The sequence below is a fragment of the Asticcacaulis tiandongensis genome (genome assembly GCF_006475605.1).
GTDB classification, from domain to species: Bacteria; Pseudomonadota; Alphaproteobacteria; order Caulobacterales; family Caulobacteraceae; genus Asticcacaulis; species Asticcacaulis tiandongensis.
Genome location: NZ_SSBC01000010.1, coordinates 991159 through 1013412 on the forward strand (window position 1 = coordinate 991159; position 22254 = coordinate 1013412).

Consider the following 22254-nt stretch of genomic DNA (forward strand, 5'->3'; position numbering starts at 1 on the left):
GGTTGATCTTCCATTGCCTTGCCCCATATAGACACTCGACGGGCATAGCACCATGCTATTTAAGCGAAAACGCGCCTGAAAATTTGATCCACGCATACGGCCCGTGCGTATCATAAGGGGCCACCAAAGAGGGATGCCACGCGTCATTCCGGAACCTTCGTTCCGGCGCTACTCGGCCCTCCGGAGAGAGATAGTTTTTCATGAGTCAATCTGAAGCCGCAGCCGCCGGAACCGATCCGGTCACCAGCCTGCTGAATGCCACCCGTTCCAAAACCTTCGGCGAAACCCTGAACGTCGAACGCCCCTCAAAAGAAGAAGCCATGAATGCTGTGCGCACGCTTCTGGCATGGGCCGGTGATGACCCCTCACGCGAAGGCCTGATCGACACCCCTAAGCGCGTCGTCGAAGCCTATAGCGAGTGGTTCAACGGCTACACATCCGACCCCGCCAAGGAACTGTCGCGTACCTTTGAGGACGTACAGGGCTATGACGACATGGTTCTGCTGCGTCAGATCGATGTCGAATCACACTGCGAACACCATATGGCCCCGTTTCTGGGTAAGGCCTATGTCGCCTACCTGCCGACCGCCAAGGTCGTCGGCATCTCGAAAATCGCCCGCGTCGTTGAAATCTTCTCGAAACGCCTGCAAACGCAGGAAACCCTGACCAAGCAGATCGCTGACGCCATCGAAGAATCACTGACCCCATTGGGCGTTGCCGTTTTGATTGATGCTGAACACCAGTGCATGAGCACCCGTGGCGTGCACCATAAGAACGTTACCACCGTAACGACCCGTTTTACGGGGGCCTTTAAAACCGATCAGGCGTTGCAGGATCGCTTTCTTCGCTTTTGCCAACCCTGAAAACGCTTAATTTTTTCGCGCAAGCCTTAAAAATCAGGTTTTTTCGCAAATAGTTTTGCATTCATGGCCTTTACAATTGGCTTTGAGTGGGCATAAATCGCCCATCGAAATTTTTTACCTGTGTCTGCACAGGCACACTAGGGAGTAACAAGATGGGCGCTAAGCTCGGCGGTGGCGGCGGTGGTCGTTACAATGTGGAACAAAATTCCGATATCAACGTGACACCGTTCGTTGATATCATGCTCGTGCTGCTGATCATCTTCATGGTGTCTGCACCTATGGCGACCGTGTCGATCAAACTCGACCTCCCCCCTGCGATTCCGAATCCGGAACAGCAGGAACAACCCAAGGATCCGGTTTTCATCTCCATTCAGGGCACCGACGACATCTATATCGGTACCAACAAGACCTCGCTGGCAACCCTTGCGGCTGATCTGACTGTGGCCCTTGAATCCCCGAACCCGCTTGATGAGCGTGTTCTGGTGCGTGGCGATGCCGACATTGAATATAACGACTTCATGGCTGTTCTGAACGTGCTTCAGGACAACGGCTTCTTCAAGATCGGCCTGATCAACGAAGACATTACCTGATAAACGGATAAAACCGATTTCAGACACGCCGGAAGTTCACGCTTCCGGCGTGTTTTTTGTTATATGAGCGCATGACCTATTCTCCTGACGACATCGAAGACATCGAAGACGACCAAACCGGCGAAACCCTGCACTTTGACCTGCCCCCTGATCAGGCAGGTGACCGGCTGGATCGCGCACTGGTGCCGTTTATCGGCGATATGTCCCGCGCCCGCCTTCAGTCCCTGATCGCAGAAGGCCGCCTGAAGCTTAATGGTGAGCCCATCACTGACGGCAAGCATAAGGCCCGCGCCGGCAGCTACAGCCTGATGATTCCCGCCCCCGTCTCCGCCTTGCCTGAACCACAGAACCTTGCCCTCACGGTTCTGTACGAAGACGCCCACCTGATCGTCGTCGATAAACCGGCGGGCATGGCCGCTCATCCGGCCTCAGGGACACCTGACGGCACGCTGGTCAATGCCCTGCTCTATCACTGCGGCGACAGCCTGTCCGGCATTGGTGGCGTATTGCGTCCTGGCATTGTCCATCGCCTTGACAAGGATACCTCTGGCGTCATGGTCGCCGCCAAGTCCGATCAGGCGCACAAAGGCCTGAGCGATCTCTTTTCGCGCCACGACATTAAACGCGCCTATGAGGCCTTTGTACGCGGCGTTCCTAAATCAGAATCCGGTACGGTCACCACCCGCCTCGGCCGCTCCATGCATGACCGCAAGAAAATGGCTGTCCTGCGTCAGGGCGGACGCGAAGCCATTACCCATTACCGCCTGCTGGACGTTTTCGGTGACAAGCCGGTCGCCTCACACATCCGCTGCACGCTTGAAACCGGCCGCACGCACCAGATCAGGGTGCATATGGCCCATATTGGCGTCCCCTGCCTTGGCGATCCGGTCTATGGCTCCGGCGCTCCGGTCAGGGCCGTCGCCGACATTATCAAAGACCTGAACTTCACGCGTCAGGCGCTTCACGCCGCACACCTCGGTTTTGTCCATCCGGTCACCGGCGAGAAACTGTCCTTCGAGGCCCCCTTCCCCGAAGATATGGCCGCCCTGCACGACGCCCTGCTTGACCTCTGACCATACTCCCCTAACTTGTTGGGGGAGATGTCACGAAGTGACAGAGAGGGTATATTTTCTTTTCCTGAAGCCCAAATCGTAACACCCACGATTACTAATCTGTGAGTTTAGTATTTTCTGCCCTTAGAGGGCCTTTATTTTCGTCTAAACCTTCCTACATGGAAAAGGTAGGCAATTGAGCGCTCAATTGGACCCACCTTTTTGGCTGGCGTTTCAACAGGGGGTTCTTATGCCCGAAGATAAAACGACACAGGACACTGAAGGGGATACCATGACCAACACAGCTGTTATGAGCTTACCTGCCATGACGTCGCTTGGACCAGACGGCGGCCTGAACCGCTATCTGTCGGAAATCCGTAAGTTCCCTATGCTCGCCAAGGACGAGGAATTCATGCTGGCCAAGCGTTGGGCCGAGCACGAAGACCCCAAGGCCGCCCATAAGCTGGTTACCTCGCACCTGCGCCTCGTGGCCAAGATCGCCATGGGGTATCGCGGCTATGGCCTGCCGATTGGTGAAGTCATCTCTGAAGGCAATGTCGGCCTGATGCAGGCCGTCAAGAAATTCGACCCCGACAGAGGTTTCCGTCTGGCAACCTATGCCATGTGGTGGATCAAAGCCGCCATTCAGGAATATGTCCTGCGTTCATGGTCGCTCGTTAAGATGGGCACCACCGCCGCGCAAAAGAAGCTGTTCTTCAACCTGCGTAAGGTGAAATCGGAAATCAGCGCCCTTGAGGACGGTGACCTGCGCGCTGAAAACGTCGCTCAGATCGCCACCAAGCTTGGGGTGACCGAAGACGAGGTCATTTCCATGAACCGGCGCATGTCATCGCCCGATTCTTCCCTTAACGCGCCTCTGCGGGCCGCTGAGGGCGATTCGGAATGGCAGGACTGGCTGGTGGACGATAAGACCGAGTCTCAGGAAACAGTGCTGGCCGAATCCGAAGAGTACAAGCTGCGCATGAGCCTGCTTGAGGAAGCCATGGGCGAACTGAACGACCGCGAAAAGGTCATCCTGACCGAACGCCGCCTGAAGGACAGCCCGACGACCCTCGAAGACTTGGCCGAACGCTTTGGTGTCTCCCGCGAACGGGTGCGCCAGATCGAAGTCAGGGCCTTTGAAAAGCTGCAAAAGGCCATGACCGAAGCGGCTGCTGCCTGATTCACCCCACGAAAAAGCCCCGCACTTCGCGGGGCTTTTTTATGCCGGTGCCGCAGGAATACTGCCGGGATTATATCCAAACCGCTTGTTCGGTTTAAACCACACGCTCCCGTCCTGATCAAAGATCATATTGAACCGCCAAAGCACCCCGATGCTGATCGCCCCATCCAGCCCTTCATATTTCGGATCATCCGCTGCCGCCGGATCAAACAGCGTGACCGGTGCCGGATCAATGCGAAAATCCCCAAACTCAAGACCACTGATGCCCGTATAGCGAATTTTTGTTTTCGCCCCCGACAGACGGTTTTCGGCCTTTGGATAGGCGTCCCACAACGCATGTTTGCGCACCGAGGCCGGAGTCAGCATGACACCGTATCCCACCAGTGTATCCAGCACGAACCGCATATCCCGCCCCGCCAGTTTTGCCGGCAGAATCATCCGTCCTTTTGCGTCACGCTCGACCGGAAGACGGCTATATCCGGTCTTTTCCGGCGCCCCCTCAGTGTAACGCGTCATATATTTATCATCGAGATTAAGTTCGGACGGCAAAAGCCTCAGGAAATCCTGCCCCAGATGTATGCTCTGCTTCGGGTTTTCGGCTTCAAAAAGCCTGAAACCGGCGACAGATACCTCACCGAACACCAGCGCTGACGCATCATATCCGCCCTCAGGTAAGGCCTTCAGCCCACAGACCCGCGCCATATTACTGCCAATGGTACTTTGTGCATCCGCCAGCGCAAACGCACCTGAATAAGTCTTCCCCCCCACCGTCACCGGAAATAAAAACCGCCGGTCTTCCCCAAGCCTGAACGGTATAGTTTCACGCCCTGCCACAGCCTCCGGCAGGTTCGGTTGTACCTTTTCGGGCGGAGCAAGCCCCAGCAGACTGCCGGTCGATTTGACATGCACCGAACGCTCACCATCAAACGCCAGAATAAAGGCACTGAGAAACGCGGCCCCGACAACACCTTGCGCATGGGCCCCGCCCTTCATAGCGTTTCGGTCATCCGGATTGGCCAGCATGACCGCCATGCGTGGCACCCATATGCCGCCCACCTGAATGTCACGCATCTCGACGATACGGTTGCTAACCGTCTTGCCATTTACTCCCTGTGACCTGCCCTCACCAATAAGCGGGTATTTGTCCCATAGCTTCTGTGCCTCCACATAGTCGGCAAAAAGACTGAGCGGGGCCTCAGCCCCCGTATCCAGAAGGCAGTTTATTTTCCGCCCCGCCAGATTCAGCCGGATATAGGCGCGTTTGATGCTTCTGGCCCGCCCGCCATGAAACTGCGCCTCAAGATTACCAAACCCCGTCAGATCCATAGACCCCGCGACCGGATAATAGCGCAACTCCTTCGCCTGAAAGTCAATCTGGCAGGGCACACTGGTCAGCGCCTCAATGGACAACAGGCCGTCAACATCAGGTACGTTGAAGCCTCTGGAGCCGACAACCTGCCACTCCCTTAGGTTAAGCCCGTCTCCTACCTGAAGGTGCGACACATGATAAAGCTCAGTGGTTTCCGTGCCCGATGCCCCGCGAATTACCCCCTGCCCCACCGGCCTCAGACCAGCTTCAACGGCGATCTTATGTTTTACAAGCGACGTCGACGCGCCGGTATCCAGGAGAAAATTATATGGCCCACGCCCATTAAGATGCGCCTGAACCATCGGCAATCCCCGCCGGTAAAGCGTCAGCGGCACCCGTACGATTCGCGGTTCCGCCTGAGCCACAAAGGGAAAAGCTCCCGCCCCACCCAGCAAGACCGCCATCTGTCGCCGCGTCAGCATAATCCTCCCCCGTTTCACCTGTTCTCAGGCAATCAGCCGCCGTGTATTCGCCTGAGTAACACGCGATTCGGGAAGAAACCAAGCCTCAGGCGACCTTCGTCGGCTGCCGGTCTTCAATCTTGAAAAACTGCGACAGGCTGTAGATGGGCGGAGCCAGCCCGTCCATGTCCGGCGGATCGCTCCTGAGGCAATGCAGTACGGCCTTTACATCCGTCAGATAGGTCTCGGACCTTATCCGCTTACAGGCGGGCACCAGCACCTCCAGTTGGGCCATCATGGCTTTACGCGCCTGTAAGGGGTTGCTCTCATACTGGTTGTGCGCCGCCCTTAAGATACGCACGGCCTGTTCAATCGGTTGCAGTTCGTCATTGACCTTATCCGATGAGCGCTTGCGTTCACCGGCATATTCGCCCGAATTGAACCGGCGACGGTCAGGGCCGACATAGCCGACGGCCTCGATCCACGGACGGCTTTTGAAGGCCACATGCTCGACCCGCTTCAAAAAATCCGCCCAGGTAACGGGCTTTTTCATGAACTCATCGGCACCGGCATCGCGGGCTTCGCGCAAAAACGGCCCGATATAGTCTTCCGTCAGCATCATGATGACCGGCGCCTTACGCGAAGGCGCTTCGGAACGGCGCAGGTTACGCGTAAAGTTGGCCGCATGAGCCAGTGGCGGCTGATGGGCGCAGAACACAAGCGTGAAAGCATCCATGTGCGCCTTATCCAGCGCTTCATTTTCGTTTTTAAAATGAAGCACTTCCTGCGCGCCCATCGCCCGCAGCATGTCCATCAGCATACGCGCGTAACCGACATTGGGCTCAAGCAGCAAAACGTGCTTCAGATGCGGCCTGAGCTTGTTAATTTTTGCCGGTTCGACAAACACGCTGTCAAATCTCCAGTGGTTTCACCCGAGACTAACGCAAATCGGTAAATGACGGCTTTACGTTAAAAGAGATAATCACGACACCACTCCCTCTCTCTAAAAATCAGGCATAAAAAGTGAAAAAATCCCGTCGGGCCGCCCCGAGGGATTTTTTCTCAATACGGTCAGGGGGCACATGGGGGAAAAACCGTTTTCCCCCATGATGTAAATTAGTCCTGAAACGGATCACGCATAAGGATCGTATCTTCACGCTCCGGCGAAGTCGACAGCAAAGCCACCGGTGCCCCGATCAGTTCCTCAATACGACGCACATATTTCACGGCATTGCCCGGCAGGTCTTTCCACGAACGCGCGCCTTGCGTCGATTCCGACCAGCCCTCAAGCTCTTCATAAACCGGCTCGATGACTTCCTGCGCCTTGATACCCGACGGCAGATAGTCGATCACCTCGCCATTGAGCTTATAGCCAACGCAGATTTTCAGGGTTTCGATACCGTCCAGCACATCCAGCTTGGTCAGGGCAATGCCGTCAATGCCGTTAATGGCAATCGACTGACGCGCCAGAACCGCATCCAGCCAGCCGCAGCGACGGGCACGGCCGGTAACGGTGCCGAACTCATGACCAACGCGGCCAATGCGCTCGCCGACCTCGTCAAACAGCTCTGTCGGGAACGGACCGGAGCCTACGCGGGTCGTATAGGCCTTGAGGATGCCCAGCACATAGCCTGCCGAACGCGGGCCCATGCCGGAACCGGCAGCGGCCTGACCGGCGACGGTGTTGGACGAGGTCACAAACGGATAGGTGCCGTGGTCAATATCCAAAAGCGCGCCCTGCGCCCCTTCAAACAGAATGCGCTTGCCTTCGTGCTTGGCCTTGTCGAGCACATACCACACTGGTTTGGCAAAGCTCAGGAGGCGCGGGGCAATTTCCTTAAGCGCCTCAAGCAGTTCCGCCTTGTTGACTTCCGCCAGATCCAACCCGCGACGCAGCGCATTGTGGTGCGCCAGCAGGCGATCGAGCTTGGCATCCAGCGCGTCAAAATCTTCCAGATCACCGACACGGATAGCGCGGCGGCCGACCTTGTCCTCATAGGCCGGGCCAATGCCGCGACCGGTCGTACCGATCTTGGCGGCCCCGGCAGCGGCTTCACGCGCCGCATCCAGTTCACGATGGATCGGCAGGATCAGGCAGGCATTATCGGCCAGCACCAGCAGGTCAGAGGTGATCTTAAGGCCCTGCGCCTCAACACGGCCGATTTCGTCAAACAGCGCCCACGGATCGACGACCACACCGTTACCGATGACCGACAGCTTGCCCTGAACGACGCCCGAAGGCAGCAGAGACAGCTTATAAACCTTGCCGTCAACCACAAGGGTGTGACCGGCATTGTGACCGCCCTGAAAGCGCACGACGACGTCTGCGCGATTGGACAGCCAGTCAACCAGCTTCCCCTTACCTTCGTCGCCCCACTGGGCGCCCACTACGGTCACATTGGCCAAGGTTATTACTCCGTAAAAGCCGCTTTACGCGCGCAAAAGCACCTGAGCTGTCCGGTTTGGGGACAAGCTGCGGCGCGTCAAAAATTTCAGGCGGTTGCAGCCTGTAACCTACTCAGCCGCACTTGGAAAGTCATAAAAGTGCATTATGCGGATTTATCGCTTTCGCCCTTACATCCTCCCCTGTTTACGGGAGCTGTAGCGGCGAAGTCCGCGACGGAGGGGGCATTGCTCTGGCGGAAATACGCCGCTCAGCCTGTTATTGTACCATCCGCTTTCAAAGCCGCGACGGCCTCGGCATAACCCCACTCAAGCCAGGGCAACAGCGCCTCTATATCATCCGTTTCCACCGTTGATCCGCACCAGATACGCAGGCCCGGCGGTGCGGCGCGATAGCCGGTGACATCATAGGCCACCCCTTCGATATCCAAAAGACTGCCAACCTTGGCCGCCAGTTTGGCCTGAACCTCGGACGGTTGCGCCTGAATTTCCGGCGCGACAAATTTCAGACATACCGACGTCGTCGAACGCGTCTCAGGCACTTCAGCAACAAAATCGATCCACGGCGTCTTTTCCACCCACTGGAACAGGGCCTCGGCATTGGCCTCAGACCGCGCCACCAGCGCCTCAAGCCCGCCTTCACGCGCCCCCCAACGCAGGGCATCCAGATAGTCCTCGATAATGAGGAACGAGAAGGTGTTGATCGCATCCCCCCCCAGTATCGCCATGTCGGCCTCACCCTTTTTCTTCAGGCGCAGGACCTTGGGGATCGGACGACCCGAATCATAGCTATTCAGGCGTTCAACGGCTTTCGGCGACAGGATCAGCGCCCCGATACCAGCCTCGCCGCCCAGCGCCTTCTGGAACGAGAAGGTAATAACATCGAGTTTTTCCCACGGCAAATTCATGCTGAATGCCGCCGATGTCGCGTCACACAGCACCAACCCCTGATGGCCGTTGATAAAATCACTGTTCGGTACGCGGACGCCCGAAGTCGTCCCGTTCCACGGAAACACCAGATCGGCCTGAGGATCGATACGCGACAGATCCGGCAACTGGCCATAGGACGCGCTCAAAACCTCGGCATCGAGCTTGAGATGCTCGGTCGCATCATTGGCCCACAACTGCCCGAAGCTTTCAAACGCCAGAAGCTGCACTTTGCGCGGCCCCAAAAGGTTCCACATCGCCGCCTCAAAAGCCCCCGTGTCCGAACCCGGCGTAAAAAACACCTGATACTCTGCCGGAATGCCCAAAATTTCGCGCGTCAGCTCAAGCGCCTGACGCAAGCGCCCCACCGTCGCTTTTGAACGGTTCGACCGCCCTACCGGTGCGCTCTCCAGCGCCTGCACGCTCCAGCCCGGACGCTTGGCGGTCGGCCCCGAAGAAAACCACGGACGTTCGGGTTTGATCGCTGGCTTAAGAGACATGAGCTGACCTCTGGATAAGGGATAATCTGTGCGCCGCTTTTGCGTCCAAACCCTTCTGAGAGCAAGTAAAAAAGATGAACCTATTATGAACCACGCGGTTCAGGTTCGGTTCGGGATCAGCATGTTTATATGGCTTCAACGCTGAAGATCAGCGAAATTAAGGAGCCACACCATGAAGACGCATCTGAAAACCTTCGCCATTGCCGCCGTTGCCGCCGTCTCTCTCGGCGGGTTGTCGGTTCCCGCTTCGGCTGCCGCCCATAATGATCATCGCTACGAACGTCACCACGACCGTTTTGACAATCGTGACCGTTCCTTTGATCGCCGTATTGACGGTCTGGAACACCGCATCAGTCAGGGCCGTCGCTCCGGTGCTCTTAACCGTTCCGAAGTCAATCGCCTGAGCAGCGACCTGCGCGACATCAAGTCACTGGCCCGCCGCTATGAACGTACCGGTCGTGGCATCGACCGTCAGGAAGCCTCGGTTCTTGATCGCCGGATAAACGCGCTGGAACACCGCCTGATGGCCGAACTTCGTGACCGCCGCAGCTACGGCTACAGACGTTAAGGATAAAAAGCCCTCCGTAACGACGGATTCCCCTCCCCGGCGTCGTTATATATATACAGCCGCCGTTTCGCCCCTCCATACGAACGGCGGCTCCTACGGCGGGCTCGCGCCGGTGTCTCCCCTCCCTCCCCCTCGGACACCGCAAGCGGGCCCGCCATTTCTTTCCGCTCACGCTTAATTCGCTTTGCTCATCGCTCCGCGAGGGCGCGCCATAAGACGCGGCGCCCGCTTGGGCTTGCCTCGCTGAAGCGCACTGTTCTTTCCGCTCACGCTCAATTCGCTGCGCTCATCGCTCCGCGAGGGCGCGCCATAAGGCGCGGCGCCCGCTTGGGCTTGCCTCGCTGAAGCGCTCGGAGTTTCTTCCACACCTTCGCCTGAGCGTGGGCTTCAAATCCCCCAGTTATGCTTCAACGGGCCATGCCCGCCCCCCAGACCGGGCGCATTGACAATTGCCCCCAGCACATAATCCCGCGCCTCAGACACACTGGCTTCCAGCGGCAGCCCCTTGCGCCACAAAGCCGCACAGGCACTGGCCAGCGTACAGCCCGTACCATGTGTATGCAGGGTTTCAATTCGCGGATTTGAGAAACGGGTTTCGCCCTCGGGCATCAGCAGCCAGTCGACCACCTCAACCCCGTCAATGTGCCCGCCCTTCATCAGAACCGCCCCGGCCCCCATCTTTAAAAGCGCCTCACCGGCCCGTCTCTGGCTGGCTTCATCCACCACCTTAATCCCCGTCAGCACCTCGGCTTCCGGTGCATTGGGCGTCAACAGACCCGCCCGAGGAATAAGCTGGCTTCGGATCGCCGACACCGCCTCATCCGGCAAGAGCGCATGCCCTCCCTTGGCGACCATCACCGGATCAACCACCTTAAACGCGCCTTGCGCCTCGTCCATAAGGGCTGCCACGGTTTCCACCACACTGACCGTCCCCAGCATCCCTGTCTTGACGGCATCGGCACCGATATCACTCAGGCAGGCGCGGCCCTGCGCCGTAATAATCGCCTCCGGCACCGGAAAGACATCGGTCACCCCCAGCGTATTCTGCACCGTCAGGGCCGTAATCGCGGTCATGGCATAGCCGCCAAGGCAGGTCACCGCCTTGATGTCGGCCTGAATACCGGCCCCGCCAGAGGGATCAGACCCTGCAATAATCAGTACGCGCTGCATATCTTACCTTTCACCTGAGGCACAGTTAAGGGTACATGGAACCTTTCATCACAAAAGACAATGCCTCATGACAGCCCTTCCCGATACACACAGCGCCCTGCCGCGCGGCCTCTACCGCCATTACAAAGGTAATGACTACCGCGTCCTTGGCACGGTAATCCATTCCGAAACCGAAGAGATCATGGTGCTGTATCTGCCGCTCTATCAGCCACAGCCCGACCTGTGGGTGCGCCCCCTGTCCATGTTCAGCGAATCTGTCCAGACAGATCACGGCCCTGTGCCGCGTTTTCAACTGATCACCGCTGACTGAATTGTCCTGCTATTGGCTTCCGACCCCGCCCCCTACTGGAATGAACTGGCACCGGAAGCCTTCGCTGAGGGCGACGATCCTATGGCCCGCGCCATGCTGGGCCGGACAATCATCTTCCGGCTGAACCGGATCGATGCGCAGGACGCCCTTGTGGATTTCGAGATTCAGGCTGGCCGCGTCATTCGCGTCAATCGCGCCGAAGGACTCGTGCTGGAACAGATCGGACAAAAAGCCGGTGAGATCACGCATCTGCCGCTGGTGCCAGACGCCTATGCGCTCGTCTCCCCCGGCGTCTATACCCTAAGCGGCAACTTCCATATCGAAGACCCCGACTTTCAGGCCGCCTTCGACATCTATATGCCGAACTGATTCAGCCAAACCGTCTGATCAGCTAAGTCGTCCGGCCAGAAACGCGGCATCATAACCGCCAATCTCTGCGGCGCCCATGATCGACAAGGCCACCAGCCCAAACGCCAGCAGCGGCCATACCACACGCATCATATTTTCGCGCATGACCTCAAAATCGGCCGCAGCCGGTTGAGCGCGAACCGCCGTAACGGCCTCACCGGCAACCTCGTCCGGCGCATGCGTAAAGCGCAAGGTGCGTCGTTTCCCGACATACAGGCCATAGGATTTGTTCGCCGCTCTCTTCATATTCCCCATCTCCGTCAGAAGCCTGAGAATGTACGCACGAAGCGCTCAGCCTGGCAAACAGATTTAATTACACCTGAGACTATTTTACACGTCCCTGTCACATTTTAGCGCGTCCCGAAGCCTCAGGGCCTGCCGCATGGCTTGAACGTCATGCACCCGCACCATACGCGCCCCTCTTTCAACCGCATAAAGATGCACCGCAATCGTCCCGCCCAGCCTTTCGGTCGCCGCAGACGCCGCCCCGCCGTCACGTTCCTCAAGCGCAGCAATGAACCGCTTGCGTGACGCCGCCATCAGTAACGGAAACCCATGCGACGAAAGCCGTTCCGTTGCCCGTATAAGCTTCAGATTATGCTCAAGGTTTTTGCCGAACCCGATCCCGGGATCAAGCCAGATATCCTGCCGTCTGACCCCTGCCGCCATCGCCGCTTCAGCCTGCCCGAGCAGATAGGCTTCGACCTCTGACACCACATCATCATAGTGCGGGGCAACCTGCATGGTGCGCGGCTCGCCCTTCATGTGCATCAGTATGACCTGCCCCCCCAGAGCCGCCGCCGTCTCAAGGCTTTCGGGGCTATAGGTCAGGGCCGTGACATCATTCCAGATTGTCGCGCCAGCCTTGAATGCCGCGCGCGCCACTTCAGGCTTAAGGGTGTCGATACTGATGCCGCCATCCCACCTGGTCCGTATCGCCTCAATCAGTGGCACGACACGCCTGATTTCCTCACGCACACTGATCGGCTCGGCACCGGGCCGTGTCGATTCCCCGCCTATATCGAGCACATCCGCCCCCTCGGCGATCAGCTTGCGCGCCTGCTCAAGCGGCACATAGGCCCCACCGTCAGAAAACGAATCCGGCGTGGCATTAACAATGCCCATAATCAGAACCTTCTCCCTCTCCCCCACGGGGAGAGGGTCGGGGTGAGGGGACTTCAAGTCAGAATGAGCCACAAAGCCCCCCTCACCCGGCCCCTTGGGCCTTCCTCTCCCCAAGGGGGAGAGGTGAGGTTTCACCCAGTCTCTTCACTTCCCACTGAAGCTCGACGCCGAACTTTCCTTTGACGTCGGCGCGCACCGCCTCCCCCAGATTTTCCAGATCCGCCGCCGTGGCATTATCAAAGTTAATCAGGAAGTTAGCGTGCAAATCCGAGAACTTCGCGCCACCAAAAGGCTTGCCGCGCCAACCGGCCTTATCGACCAGTTCCCACGCCGAATGGCCTGCCGGATTCTTGAAGGTCGAACCGCCGGTCTTGTCACGGATCGGCTGAGACTTTTCACGCCGCTCAGTAATGGCTTCCATGCGCTTGGTGACTTCAAACGGATCATCGTCCGTTCCCTGATACAGGGCACCGACAAAGATCAGGTCGCCCCGATCCGCCGCATCCGAATGCCTATAACTATAACCCATCTCACGATTCGACAGCACGACGCGCTCACCCTGACGGTTCAGCGCATAGGCCTCAAACAGCACATCCTTGGTTTCCGACGCATAGCAACCGGCGTTCATGACAATCGCCCCGCCAATCGAACCCGGCACGCCGCGATAGAACTCAAGCCCGCCAATCCCGTTCTGCGCCGCCACCTTAGCGACATTGGCATCCAGCGCCGCTGCACCGGCATAGATGCGCGCCTCGCCTCTGGCTTCCACCTTGGCGAAATTCTTACCCAGACGGATAACCACGCCCCTGATGCCACCATCACGTACCAGAAGGTTCGACCCTACCCCAATCACCGTCACCGGCACGGACGCGTCAAGCCCTTTAAGGAAGACGCTTAAGTCTGCCTCATCCTCAGGCAGGAACAGCACTTCCGCAGGCCCGCCGACCCTTAACCATGTAAACGGTGCCAGTTCGGCATCACGGGCAATCTTGCCACGCACGGCAGGGAGCGTATCACGCCAATCGCTCAGGACTTCACTCATGCCTTAAGCCCTTCAAGCTGTTCGGGAAGCGCATAGGCCCACTGCGTAATATCGCCCGCGCCTAAAAGGACAACAATATCGCCGTCTTTTGCCTCAGTCGCCACAATCCCCGCCAGCGCCGTCGGATGATCCAGCCCGATGGCATGACGATGGCCATAGCGGTGCAGCGCTTCCACCAGATCCATCTTGCTGACGCCCTCTATCGGTGCCTCACCGGCGCTATAGACATCGGCGACGATCACCGTATCCGCATCATGGAAACAGGTGGCAAACTCGCTCATCAGGTCACGCAAACGCGTATAACGATGGGGTTGAACTACGGCGATGACCCGCCCCTGACTGACCTGACGTGCGGCTTTGAGCACCGCCGCGATTTCCACCGGGTGGTGCCCGTAATCATCGACAATGCGCACACCATTGACCACACCGGTGGTCGTAAAGCGCCGCTTGACCCCGCCAAAGCCCGACAGGCCCTGACGCACCTGAGCCTCACTGACCCCCAGTTCCCGCGCAATGGCAATGGCTGCCGTGGCATTGGAGACATTGTGGTTGCCGGTCATCGGCAGCTTAAGCCCTTCCCATGTGAACGGCTCAACCCCGTTGGGCGAAAACACCACATCAAAGGTCGCCCCTTCAGGCCCGAAATCGATATTGGTACAGCGCACCTCAGCCTGTGGCGACACGCCATAGGGGATCAGGCGACGGTTCTCAACCCGTGCCGTAAGCGCCTGCACTTCGGGATGATCGATGCACACCGCCGCAAAGCCATAGAAGGGAATATTCTCAATGAAATCAGCAAATCCCTTCTTGACCGCTTCAAAATTACCCCAATGATCCAGATGCTCGGCGTCAATATTGGTAACAATCGCCAGCGTAGACTTAAGCCTCAGGAATGACCCGTCCGACTCATCGGCTTCCACGACGATCCAGTCACCGTCGCCGACCTTGGCATTGGTGCCATAGGCATTGATGATGCCGCCATTGACCACTGTGGGATCAAGCCCGCCGGCATCCAGTACCGCCGCCACCATAGAGGTTGTCGTCGTCTTGCCGTGCGTACCGCCAACCGCAATCGAAAACTGCAAACGCATCAGTTCAGCCAGCATTTCGGCACGGCGCACCAGAGGGATACGCCGCTGACGCGCCTCGACCATTTCGGGGTTATCGGCCTTGACGGCGGTCGAATAGACCAGCGCCGACACATCCGCCGTCACATGCTCAGGCGCATGACCGACAAAAATTTTCGCCCCAAGCTTTTCCAGCCGCTCGGTATTGGCCGACGCCTTGGCGTCAGATCCCTGTACCTGATAGCCGATCTTGAGCATGATTTCGGCGATGCCGCTCATGCCGATACCGCCGATACCGACAAAATGCACAGGCCCCAGATCGAACGGGGTCGGACGTAGCTTGGAAGGAGAAATCATAAGGTCTCAAAGCCAACTGAAAAAGACAGGAAGTGCCTGCTTTAAAGCAAGCGTTTACGGGTGTCACGGACGATTTTTCAGCTCACTGTCTTGTGCTCAAGACGTCTTTGATACCTGTTTCTTCATACCTCCCCATCTGTGATGGGGAGGGGGACCGCCGCGATGTAATCGCGGGGGTGGTGGGGCATCTTGCTTTCCCCTTTTTCAGGTCACTTTTTCTTGTCTTCGTGATCCGGCACCGCACGGTCCACCGCCTTATGGTCATGCAGCACTTCACCGACATAGAGCTTCATCACCAGCGTATGCGCCACCACCGCCAAAGGTGTGGCGAACAGCACCCCCAAAGGCCCGAACAGGCTGCCGAACCCCAAAACCGCAAACAGAACAACGACCGGCGAAATGGAAGTCACCTGCTTCTGCACCATCGGCGTAATGAAATTGGACTCAAGCTGCGACACGCCGGTATAGACCAGCAGCGTCCACAACATCATTTCCCAGCCCTGCACACCGGCCAGCAACAACCCCGGTATGGTTGAGACAATCGGCCCGACCATGGGCACGAACTGCGCCAGCCCGGTAATCAGCCCCAGCGCCACCGCCGAAGGCACACCAATAATGCTCAGACCAATCGCCGTCAGGGTACCCACCAGAACCATGGAAAAGCACTGCGCCACCAGCCACTGCTGCAAGGCATGACCCGTCGCATTCAGCGTGTCGCGTGTACGTTCTTTATGTTTGGGCGGAAAAAGCCTGACGATACCGTCTCTGTAGCTACGCGGATTAATGGCGATAAAAATACCGGCCACGACCACCACCAAGAGGTTCCCGAGGCTTTCGGCGATACCTCCGGCCACACGCGGAATGACCGACAAAGCCCCCGACGCCTGACGCCAGATGTCATCGACCTGCTCAAGTAGGAACGCACCGATTTCCGTATTCTCAAGCTGGGACTGAAAATTCTCCCAGGCCATAGGAATCTGCGATCTCAGTTCCTGAGTCTGGCTGACGATTTCACGCCCGAACAGATAGCTTACCCCCACCAGCAGCAGCACAACACTCAACAGCGCCAGCAGCACCGCCACGCTTTCCGGCAATCGCGTCAGACGGCTTAAGGGTTCGGCAATGGCGCGTAGCACCACCGCTACCACAATGGCCCCGAACACCAGCAGCCACAGCCCCATAAGCTTGAACACCAGCGCACTGATGGCCACGATAAACAGGATAAACAGCACCTTTTGCACAAAGGCGGCATCCAGCGCTTCTTCACGTTTGAAAATCATCGGATTTCACAACCTCCCCGATCCGAAACACACTCTTCAGGCCTATCAGAAAGGCTTACGTCTCATAAAGAAGAAATGAGGAACTCCTCCCTTCATACGCCCCATCTCGGATGGGGGTAAAGCGCCAGCAAAAGTATAGCTTTTGCCAGCGTTGGTCACAGCGTCGCTGTGACAGAGGGGTTATCTTTCCCTTTTCCGGTTTCACCCTTCTTCCTTACCATCCGCTCGACCAGATCCGCCAGCAATTCCGCCGCATCAGGCCGCGCCACAGACCGCGCCGCTTCAGCGCTTTTCTTCAATACTTCGGGGTTATCGAGTAAGGCCCGCACGATCGCCGCCAGATTTTCTGCACTCAGTTCCTTTTCCTGAATGACCTCAGCCGCGCCCGCCGCCTGTAACACCTCGGCATTATGTGTCTGATGGTCATCGGCAGCGATACGCAGGGGGATCAGTATCGACGGCTTACCGGCCACCGCCAGTTCGCAGCAGGTCGACGCCCCTGCCCGCCCGATTACCAGATGCGCCCGCCCCAGCCGCTCGGCCATATTACTGAAAAACGGGGCGACCTCGGCATCAATATCCGCGGCCTTATAGATGGCCTTGGCCGCCTCAAGCTGCTCAGGCCGCGACTGCTGCTCAACCTTCAAACGAATGCGCAAGGATACCGGCAACAAAGCCAGCGCCTGCGGCACGGTTTCGGACAAAAGCTTCGCCCCCTGCGACCCGCCGGTCACCAGAATGCGGATTTCCCTGTCCATCGCCGGATAAGGCTGATCATAGAGTGCGCGGATATCGGGTCGCACAGGATTTCCCGTCACCTGAACCTGCCCCTCAAGCGCCTTAGGCGCCATACGCAACACCGGAAAGGCGCAGGCCACCGCATCAACCTTTGCGCATAATTGCCGGTTTGACCGCCCCAGCACCGAATTTTGTTCGTGCAACAGCGTCACATCCTTGCGCGCCAGTGCCGCCATCAATGCCGGATAGGACGGATAGCCGCCAAACCCGATCACCGCCTTAGGCTTGAGACGCTTAAACGCCTTGCGGGCCTGCAATATGCCCTGCGCGATCTTAAAGCCCGCCCGCGCCATGCCGATGACATCACCACGCTTAAAGGTCGCCGCCTCAAGCGATAACCGCTCAATCGCCGGAAACCGGTCAGCATAGGCCGCGCCCCGCGCATCGGACGCCAGCACGACCTGCCAACCCCGCGCACTCAAGGCCCGCGCCAGAGCCTCGGCCGGAAACATATGTCCGCCGGTGCCCCCCGCCGCCACAACCGCCACCTTAGAGGCTTCCGGCGCTTCGTTCAGGTCTTCAGAATCAGTTCGCGCCACTTGTCACCCTCATGCAAACAAGCCAAATCCGTCGAAGAACCGCTTCGAGACGGATTTGACCTTATCGAACCACGAAAAATGTATTGCCGTAAAACGGCAAACTTTTTCGTGAGTTTCACCACTTTGTCGGATCGTCAGGCTGCACCTCAGCTGGCCGCTTGCGCGTCAGCGCCAGTATAAGCCCCATGGTCAGTCCCATAGCCATCAGCGACGACCCGCCATAGGAAATAAACGGCAGGGTCATCCCCTTGGGCGGAATGACGCTCAGGTTCACCGCCACATTAATGAACACCTGCAAACCGACTATAATATAAAGGCCAGACGTCGCAATCTGACGGAAAGGATCAGGCATATTCATAGCCTTCCATAGTCCGCGAAGAACGACGAAGCTGAACAACGCAATCAGCAGCAGTGATACCCATAGCCCATATTCTTCTGCCGCTACCGAATAGATAAAGTCGGTATGCATATCGGGAATAAGGCGCTTCATCGTACCTTCATTGGTGCCGGTACCAAAGATGCCGCCATTGGCAATCGCCGCCGCCGCGCGCTCCACCTGATAGCGGTCGCCCTCGGGGGAGACAAATTCCTGAATACGGCTGCGGAAGTGCGGCAGAGCAAAATAAAGACTGACCATGCCCACGACCGCCGCCCCCGACATACCGATAATCCAGCGCATCGGCACACCTGAAATAAAGAAACAGGCCCCGAACACCAATGTAATCAGGATGGTCTGACCGGCATCCGGCTGAATGAGCAGTAGCCCGACACACAGCACATACAATATCACGGCAATGGTCACACCGGGCACACCGCGCCCCTTCTGGCTTTCGGCGAACATCCAGGCGATCAGCACAATCAGGGCCGGTTTGATAAATTCCGACGGCTGAAGGCTGAAAAATTCCAGATCAAGCCAGCGCCGCCCACCCTTGGCCTTGTGGCCAATGAACGGCAGCAGGGCCATGATCGTCAGGGCCCCGCCATAGATCAGCGTACTGACCCGCCGCACCCCTTTGAGCGACAGCATGGACACGCTAATCATAAGGGTCGCTGACGCCACCGCAAAGATCAGATGCCGCTGGGTGTAATAGAAATCATTGGCTGACCCGATCTTGGGCGCGGCCACCGGTGACGACGAAAACGAAAACACCAGACCGGCAAAGATCAGCAACAATACCGACGCCAGCGTGACACGGTCCACCGTCCACCACCAGATAGCCAGTGGCGAACGATCAGTACGCGTAAAAGGATGGGCATAGCCTTGGGGCATGGCGGGTACCGGAAATTGCAGAAAACCGATGCAGCAAACCCGTCAGATTTGCCCACATTTTCACACCGGCCACATTGCCCCCACAGTCGCCAGACGTGGTTAAAAACCCGTTAAATTAACCCGTCATCAACATCTTTTAGCGCCTTGACAAGCCCCCGCCCCAGCACTCACAATTACGCATCAAAGAACATAAACGCTCAGGAAACCCGATGACCGATTCCGTTAATGCCGCCTTCGCTTCTATGGCCTCGGCCCATATTACTCAGGCCAACACCAATGCAGAACAACATGGCCATGAACTGTCAGGCATTGCCCTGACCCACGCCGCCGCGCGTTACAACGCCTTTTTGCTGTCCATCGAAAGCTCAAGCAAGGGCAAGCTGAACGCCTCACGCGAGGAATTTATCAATCAATCCGTCGCTCAGTACCGCGAATTCCTAAATCATCACTACGACGAATACGCCAGGGCCGAAGCGGAAAACGCCTGATTCTGGCCTCCTCCCCTGCGAAGCGGGGGAGGTGCCGAGCGAAGTCGAGGCGGAGGGGGCAAGCCCCTTAAACCCAAAAGCCCCTTCTGTTTTCAGAGGGGCTTTTTAATCAAAGAATATACCGGCTCAAGTCAGCATCACCGGCAATCTCGCCTAAGCGCTCACGCACATAGGCCGCGTCAATCGTAATGGTCTGGCCTGACTGGTCAGCCGCCGTAAAGCTCAAATCCTCCATCACCTTTTCGATAATGGTCTGAAGCCTGCGCGCACCGATATTCTCGACCTTGGCATTGACCTGCGCGGCCGCTGCGGCCATTTCGGCCACCGCCCCATCATCAAACGCAAGCGTCAGACCTTCGGTCGCCAGAAGCGCCTGATTCTGCTTCAGAAGATTGGCTTCCGGCTCGGTCAGAATGCGCTTGAAATCGGCCTCGGTCAGGGCCTTAAGCTCGACACGGATCGGCAAACGCCCCTGCAATTCCGGCAGCAAATCCGAGGGCTTGGCGACATGGAACGCCCCTGAGGCGATGAACAAAATATGGTCGGTCTTCACCGGGCCGTATTTCGTCGAAACCGTGGTGCCTTCAATCAGCGGCAACAGATCGCGCTGCACGCCTTCGCGGGAGACATCGGCGCCACTACGATCGGAACGCGATGCCACCTTGTCGATTTCATCAAGGAAGACAATCCCTTCCTGTTCCGCCAGAGTCAGCGCCTCACGAGATACCGCCTCCTGATCCAGAAGCTTTTCGCTTTCCTCGGACAGCAGGATCGGCTGCGCCGCCTTAACCGTCAGGCGCACATTTTTCTGCTTGCCGCCCATAGCCTTGGACAACATCTCCGACAGGTTTATGGCATTGCCGGGCTGACCGGGGATTTCAAACATGCCAACACTGTTGCCGCTATCGGTCACCGAAATCTCGACTTCCTTGTCATCGAGTTCACCGGCCCGAAGGCGCTTGCGGAAGCTGTCGCGCGTCGCAGGCGTTGCCGTTGCCCCGACCAGCGCGTCAAGCAACCGCTCCTCCGCCGCCGCTTCCGCCTTGGCGCGCACGCCCTGACGGTTCTTTTCCTTGACCATCAATATGGCCGCCTCCACCAGATCACGAACAATCTGATCGACATCGCGGCCGACATAGCCGACCTCGGTGAACTTGGTCGCTTCAATCTTGATGAACGGGGCCTGCGCCAGCTTGGCCAGACGCCGTGCAATCTCGGTCTTGCCGACCCCCGTAGGCCCTATCAGCAAAATATTTTTCGGCGTGATTTCATCGCGAATATCATCCGCCGTCTGCTTGCGCCGCCAGCGATTACGCAAGGCGACCGCGACTGCCTTCTTGGCGTCATTATGCCCGATGATATGACGATCGAGTTCGGAAACAATTTCACGTGGGGAAAAGCTGGTCATTATTTCACTCTGTGCATAAGCGTGACACGGCCCCATTGGGGGCTATCGTGTTGTTCATAAATATCAAATCCGGCCTTCTGATAGCATCGGATGGCTATTTCATTGTCGGAATCGGGATCAACCAGTAATTTCGGCGCGCCGCCCTTAAGCAACATATCACCGAACTGACGCAGGATTTGTGGCCCCAGCCCCTGTCCGGTCAGGCTCACATCACCGATAAACATATCGACGCCCTGCGCCCCTTTCGGCTGACCGGCGAAGTAAAACCCGTCATCACTTAGCGCCGGATCGTAGTGCTGAATATAGCCCACAGGCTTACGGTTAAACTCCACAATGAAGGCTGCGCCCTCCGAAGACCCGATAAGCCCCAAAGCTTCCTCAACCTCTTCGTCGGGCGTTGATCCATCCTGATGCCACCACAGCCTGACGTGCGGCGACGACATCCAGATAAACAACAGGCCGGAATCAGCTTCTTTCAGGGGGCGAAAGCTTATCAAGCCTCAAGCGACTCCAGCGTAACATTACCATTGGTATAGACGCAGATTTCACCGGCAATCTTCATGGCCTTGCGGGCAATGACCTCGGCATCCGGCTCATATTCCAAAAGGGCACGCGCCGCCGACAGGGCATAGGTGCCCCCCGATCCGATTGCCGCCACCCCGTCTTCCGGCTCCAGCACATCACCAACACCGGTAATGGTCAGGATAGTGTTCCTGTCACCCACCAGCAGCATGGCCTCCAGGCGGCGCAGATACCGATCCGTGCGCCAGTCTTTCGCCAGATCGACACAGGCCCGCGCCAGCTGATCGGGATAAAGCTCAAGCTTGGCCTCAAGCCGCTCAAGCAAGGTAAAGGCATCTGCCGTGGCACCGGCAAAGCCGACGATCACCTTGCCACCGGCCAGCGTGCGCACCTTGCGTGCCCCACCCTTGACTATGGTCGGCCCCATCGACACCTGACCGTCTCCGGCGATGACGGTCTTGCCGCCTTTACGCACCGCAACAATAGTCGTGCCGTGCCAGTTAGGAAAATTGCTATCTTGAGTCATAAACGTCTAATTGGCGGTTTTCCGCCGCCGTTTCAATAGGCCGGTCTCTATTTCATGCCGCCTTCTTCACTCCTCCCTGCCTTTGGCG

23 protein-coding genes are annotated in these 22254 nt (G+C 57.7%); 8 read left to right on the forward strand and 15 right to left on the reverse strand.

Annotation, left to right across the window (positions count from 1 at the left end; all coding sequences use genetic code 11):
- Positions 1-200 precede the first annotated feature (200 nt).
- The 4 genes from folE to rpoH all read left to right on the forward strand — a co-directional run bounded on the left by folE (position 201) and on the right by rpoH (position 3688).
- A complete protein-coding gene (folE, locus tag E5201_RS08840; RefSeq protein WP_140985671.1) occupies positions 201-863 on the forward strand; it encodes a GTP cyclohydrolase I FolE in 663 nt (220 codons plus the stop codon).
- 152 nt (positions 864-1015) lie between these two features.
- Positions 1016-1453 (forward strand): biopolymer transporter ExbD, encoded by a 438-nt coding sequence (locus tag E5201_RS08845; RefSeq protein WP_140985672.1) that lies wholly within the window; start codon positions 1016-1018, stop codon positions 1451-1453.
- Between the two features lie 71 nt (positions 1454-1524).
- Positions 1525-2526, forward strand: coding sequence for an RluA family pseudouridine synthase (locus E5201_RS08850; protein ID WP_140985673.1), 1002 nt, complete (start codon positions 1525-1527; stop codon positions 2524-2526).
- A 271-nt stretch (positions 2527-2797) separates the two neighbouring features.
- Positions 2798-3688: an RNA polymerase sigma factor RpoH gene (gene rpoH / locus E5201_RS08855; RefSeq protein WP_425456569.1), complete on the forward strand. Its 891-nt coding sequence runs from the start codon at positions 2798-2800 to the stop codon at positions 3686-3688.
- 39 nt (positions 3689-3727) lie between these two features.
- Here rpoH and E5201_RS08860 read toward each other — a convergent pair whose 3' ends face one another.
- The 4 genes from E5201_RS08860 to E5201_RS08875 all read right to left on the reverse strand — a co-directional run bounded on the left by E5201_RS08860 (position 3728) and on the right by E5201_RS08875 (position 9288).
- Positions 3728-5479, reverse strand: coding sequence for an aspartyl protease family protein (locus E5201_RS08860; RefSeq protein WP_140985674.1), 1752 nt, complete (start codon positions 5477-5479; stop codon positions 3728-3730).
- Positions 5480-5564: 85 nt separating this feature from the next.
- Positions 5565-6365, reverse strand: coding sequence for a PleD family two-component system response regulator (locus tag E5201_RS08865; protein ID WP_140985675.1), 801 nt, complete (start codon positions 6363-6365; stop codon positions 5565-5567).
- A 209-nt stretch (positions 6366-6574) separates the two neighbouring features.
- Positions 6575-7864, reverse strand: a complete 1290-nt coding sequence (locus tag E5201_RS08870; RefSeq protein ID WP_140985676.1) for an adenylosuccinate synthase — start codon at positions 7862-7864, stop codon at positions 6575-6577.
- Between the two features lie 248 nt (positions 7865-8112).
- On the reverse strand, positions 8113-9288 hold the full coding sequence (locus E5201_RS08875; RefSeq protein WP_140985677.1) for a phosphoserine transaminase: 1176 nt from the start codon (positions 9286-9288) through the stop codon (positions 8113-8115).
- 172 nt (positions 9289-9460) lie between these two features.
- Between E5201_RS08875 and E5201_RS08880 the strand changes: the two genes are divergently transcribed.
- On the forward strand, positions 9461-9856 hold the full coding sequence (locus E5201_RS08880) for a hypothetical protein (RefSeq protein WP_140985678.1): 396 nt from the start codon (positions 9461-9463) through the stop codon (positions 9854-9856).
- Between the two features lie 387 nt (positions 9857-10243).
- On the opposite strand, the gene thiD is transcribed toward E5201_RS08880, so the two are convergent.
- Positions 10244-11026 (reverse strand): bifunctional hydroxymethylpyrimidine kinase/phosphomethylpyrimidine kinase, encoded by a 783-nt coding sequence (thiD, locus tag E5201_RS08885; RefSeq protein ID WP_140985679.1) that lies wholly within the window; start codon positions 11024-11026, stop codon positions 10244-10246.
- Positions 11027-11093: 67 nt separating this feature from the next.
- On the opposite strand from thiD, the gene E5201_RS08890 reads away from it, so the two are divergent.
- Together E5201_RS08890 and E5201_RS08895 are read left to right on the forward strand one after the other, a co-directional pair.
- Positions 11094-11336 carry a DUF1653 domain-containing protein gene (locus E5201_RS08890; protein ID WP_181404577.1) on the forward strand — a complete coding sequence of 81 codons (243 nt, stop codon included), beginning with the start codon at positions 11094-11096 and terminating at the stop codon, positions 11334-11336.
- Between the two features lie 12 nt (positions 11337-11348).
- Positions 11349-11705: a hypothetical protein gene (locus tag E5201_RS08895; RefSeq protein WP_140985680.1), complete on the forward strand. Its 357-nt coding sequence runs from the start codon at positions 11349-11351 to the stop codon at positions 11703-11705.
- 18 nt (positions 11706-11723) lie between these two features.
- Here the strand turns inward: E5201_RS08895 and E5201_RS08900 are convergent, their stop codons facing one another.
- The 7 genes from E5201_RS08900 to E5201_RS08930 form a co-directional block, all read right to left on the reverse strand.
- A complete protein-coding gene (locus E5201_RS08900) occupies positions 11724-11990 on the reverse strand; it encodes a hypothetical protein (protein ID WP_140985681.1) in 267 nt (88 codons plus the stop codon).
- Between the two features lie 84 nt (positions 11991-12074).
- Positions 12075-12869: a dihydropteroate synthase gene (gene folP, locus E5201_RS08905; protein ID WP_140985682.1), complete on the reverse strand. Its 795-nt coding sequence runs from the start codon at positions 12867-12869 to the stop codon at positions 12075-12077.
- An 82-nt stretch (positions 12870-12951) separates the two neighbouring features.
- Positions 12952-13911, reverse strand: a complete 960-nt coding sequence (gene murB / locus E5201_RS08910; RefSeq protein ID WP_140985683.1) for a UDP-N-acetylmuramate dehydrogenase — start codon at positions 13909-13911, stop codon at positions 12952-12954.
- The gene (murC, locus tag E5201_RS08915; RefSeq protein WP_140985684.1) at positions 13908-15335 is read right to left on the reverse strand and encodes a UDP-N-acetylmuramate--L-alanine ligase; all 1428 of its coding nucleotides are present in this window, start codon (positions 15333-15335) and stop codon (positions 13908-13910) included. The genes murB and murC overlap by 4 nt, the downstream gene beginning before the upstream one ends.
- Positions 15336-15544: 209 nt before the next feature.
- Positions 15545-16615, reverse strand: a complete 1071-nt coding sequence (locus E5201_RS08920; RefSeq protein WP_140985685.1) for an AI-2E family transporter — start codon at positions 16613-16615, stop codon at positions 15545-15547.
- 155 nt (positions 16616-16770) lie between these two features.
- Positions 16771-17865: an undecaprenyldiphospho-muramoylpentapeptide beta-N-acetylglucosaminyltransferase gene (murG, locus tag E5201_RS08925; RefSeq protein ID WP_140986104.1), complete on the reverse strand. Its 1095-nt coding sequence runs from the start codon at positions 17863-17865 to the stop codon at positions 16771-16773.
- A gap of 202 nt (positions 17866-18067) precedes the next feature.
- The gene (locus E5201_RS08930) at positions 18068-19222 is read right to left on the reverse strand and encodes an FtsW/RodA/SpoVE family cell cycle protein (protein ID WP_140985686.1); all 1155 of its coding nucleotides are present in this window, start codon (positions 19220-19222) and stop codon (positions 18068-18070) included.
- Positions 19223-19431: 209 nt separating this feature from the next.
- On the opposite strand from E5201_RS08930, the gene E5201_RS08935 reads away from it, so the two are divergent.
- Positions 19432-19710 carry a DUF3144 domain-containing protein gene (locus E5201_RS08935; protein ID WP_140985687.1) on the forward strand — a complete coding sequence of 93 codons (279 nt, stop codon included), beginning with the start codon at positions 19432-19434 and terminating at the stop codon, positions 19708-19710.
- A 109-nt stretch (positions 19711-19819) separates the two neighbouring features.
- On the opposite strand, the gene hslU is transcribed toward E5201_RS08935, so the two are convergent.
- From hslU to hslV, 3 genes are read right to left on the reverse strand one after another with little or no spacing between them, the layout of a single operon-like run.
- Positions 19820-21118, reverse strand: a complete 1299-nt coding sequence (gene hslU, locus E5201_RS08940) for an ATP-dependent protease ATPase subunit HslU (protein ID WP_140985688.1) — start codon at positions 21116-21118, stop codon at positions 19820-19822.
- Complete coding sequence (locus tag E5201_RS08945; RefSeq protein WP_140985689.1) at positions 21118-21615, reverse strand: GNAT family N-acetyltransferase; 498 nt, start codon at positions 21613-21615, stop codon at positions 21118-21120. Before E5201_RS08945 ends, hslU begins: the two co-directional genes overlap by 1 nt.
- The gene (hslV, locus tag E5201_RS08950; RefSeq protein ID WP_140985690.1) at positions 21612-22166 is read right to left on the reverse strand and encodes an ATP-dependent protease subunit HslV; all 555 of its coding nucleotides are present in this window, start codon (positions 22164-22166) and stop codon (positions 21612-21614) included. The genes E5201_RS08945 and hslV overlap by 4 nt, the downstream gene beginning before the upstream one ends.
- Positions 22167-22254: the final 88 nt, after the last annotated feature.

What these genes read in the sequence shown, in the direction of transcription:
- murG (WP_140986104.1), bottom strand. Translation starts at nt 17,865, where the DNA reads ATGTTTCCGGCCGAGGCTCTGGCGCGGGCCTTGAGTGCGCGGGGTTGG.
- E5201_RS08875 (WP_140985677.1), bottom strand. Translation starts at nt 9,288, where the DNA reads ATGTCTCTTAAGCCAGCGATCAAACCCGAACGTCCGTGGTTTTCTTCG.
- E5201_RS08890 (WP_181404577.1), top strand. Translation starts at nt 11,094, where the DNA reads ATGACAGCCCTTCCCGATACACACAGCGCCCTGCCGCGCGGCCTCTAC.
- E5201_RS08920 (WP_140985685.1), bottom strand. Translation starts at nt 16,615, where the DNA reads ATGATTTTCAAACGTGAAGAAGCGCTGGATGCCGCCTTTGTGCAAAAG.
- hslV (WP_140985690.1), bottom strand. Translation starts at nt 22,166, where the DNA reads ATGACTCAAGATAGCAATTTTCCTAACTGGCACGGCACGACTATTGTT.
- hslU (WP_140985688.1), bottom strand. Translation starts at nt 21,118, where the DNA reads ATGACCAGCTTTTCCCCACGTGAAATTGTTTCCGAACTCGATCGTCAT.
- rpoH (WP_425456569.1), top strand. Translation starts at nt 2,798, where the DNA reads ATGACCAACACAGCTGTTATGAGCTTACCTGCCATGACGTCGCTTGGA.
- E5201_RS08930 (WP_140985686.1), bottom strand. Translation starts at nt 19,222, where the DNA reads ATGCCCCAAGGCTATGCCCATCCTTTTACGCGTACTGATCGTTCGCCA.
- folE (WP_140985671.1), top strand. Translation starts at nt 201, where the DNA reads ATGAGTCAATCTGAAGCCGCAGCCGCCGGAACCGATCCGGTCACCAGC.
- murB (WP_140985683.1), bottom strand. Translation starts at nt 13,911, where the DNA reads ATGAGTGAAGTCCTGAGCGATTGGCGTGATACGCTCCCTGCCGTGCGT.
- E5201_RS08850 (WP_140985673.1), top strand. Translation starts at nt 1,525, where the DNA reads ATGACCTATTCTCCTGACGACATCGAAGACATCGAAGACGACCAAACC.
- E5201_RS08860 (WP_140985674.1), bottom strand. Translation starts at nt 5,479, where the DNA reads ATGCTGACGCGGCGACAGATGGCGGTCTTGCTGGGTGGGGCGGGAGCT.
- murC (WP_140985684.1), bottom strand. Translation starts at nt 15,335, where the DNA reads ATGATTTCTCCTTCCAAGCTACGTCCGACCCCGTTCGATCTGGGGCCT.
- E5201_RS08900 (WP_140985681.1), bottom strand. Translation starts at nt 11,990, where the DNA reads ATGAAGAGAGCGGCGAACAAATCCTATGGCCTGTATGTCGGGAAACGA.
- E5201_RS08880 (WP_140985678.1), top strand. Translation starts at nt 9,461, where the DNA reads ATGAAGACGCATCTGAAAACCTTCGCCATTGCCGCCGTTGCCGCCGTC.
- thiD (WP_140985679.1), bottom strand. Translation starts at nt 11,026, where the DNA reads ATGCAGCGCGTACTGATTATTGCAGGGTCTGATCCCTCTGGCGGGGCC.
- E5201_RS08845 (WP_140985672.1), top strand. Translation starts at nt 1,016, where the DNA reads ATGGGCGCTAAGCTCGGCGGTGGCGGCGGTGGTCGTTACAATGTGGAA.
- E5201_RS08935 (WP_140985687.1), top strand. Translation starts at nt 19,432, where the DNA reads ATGACCGATTCCGTTAATGCCGCCTTCGCTTCTATGGCCTCGGCCCAT.
- folP (WP_140985682.1), bottom strand. Translation starts at nt 12,869, where the DNA reads ATGGGCATTGTTAATGCCACGCCGGATTCGTTTTCTGACGGTGGGGCC.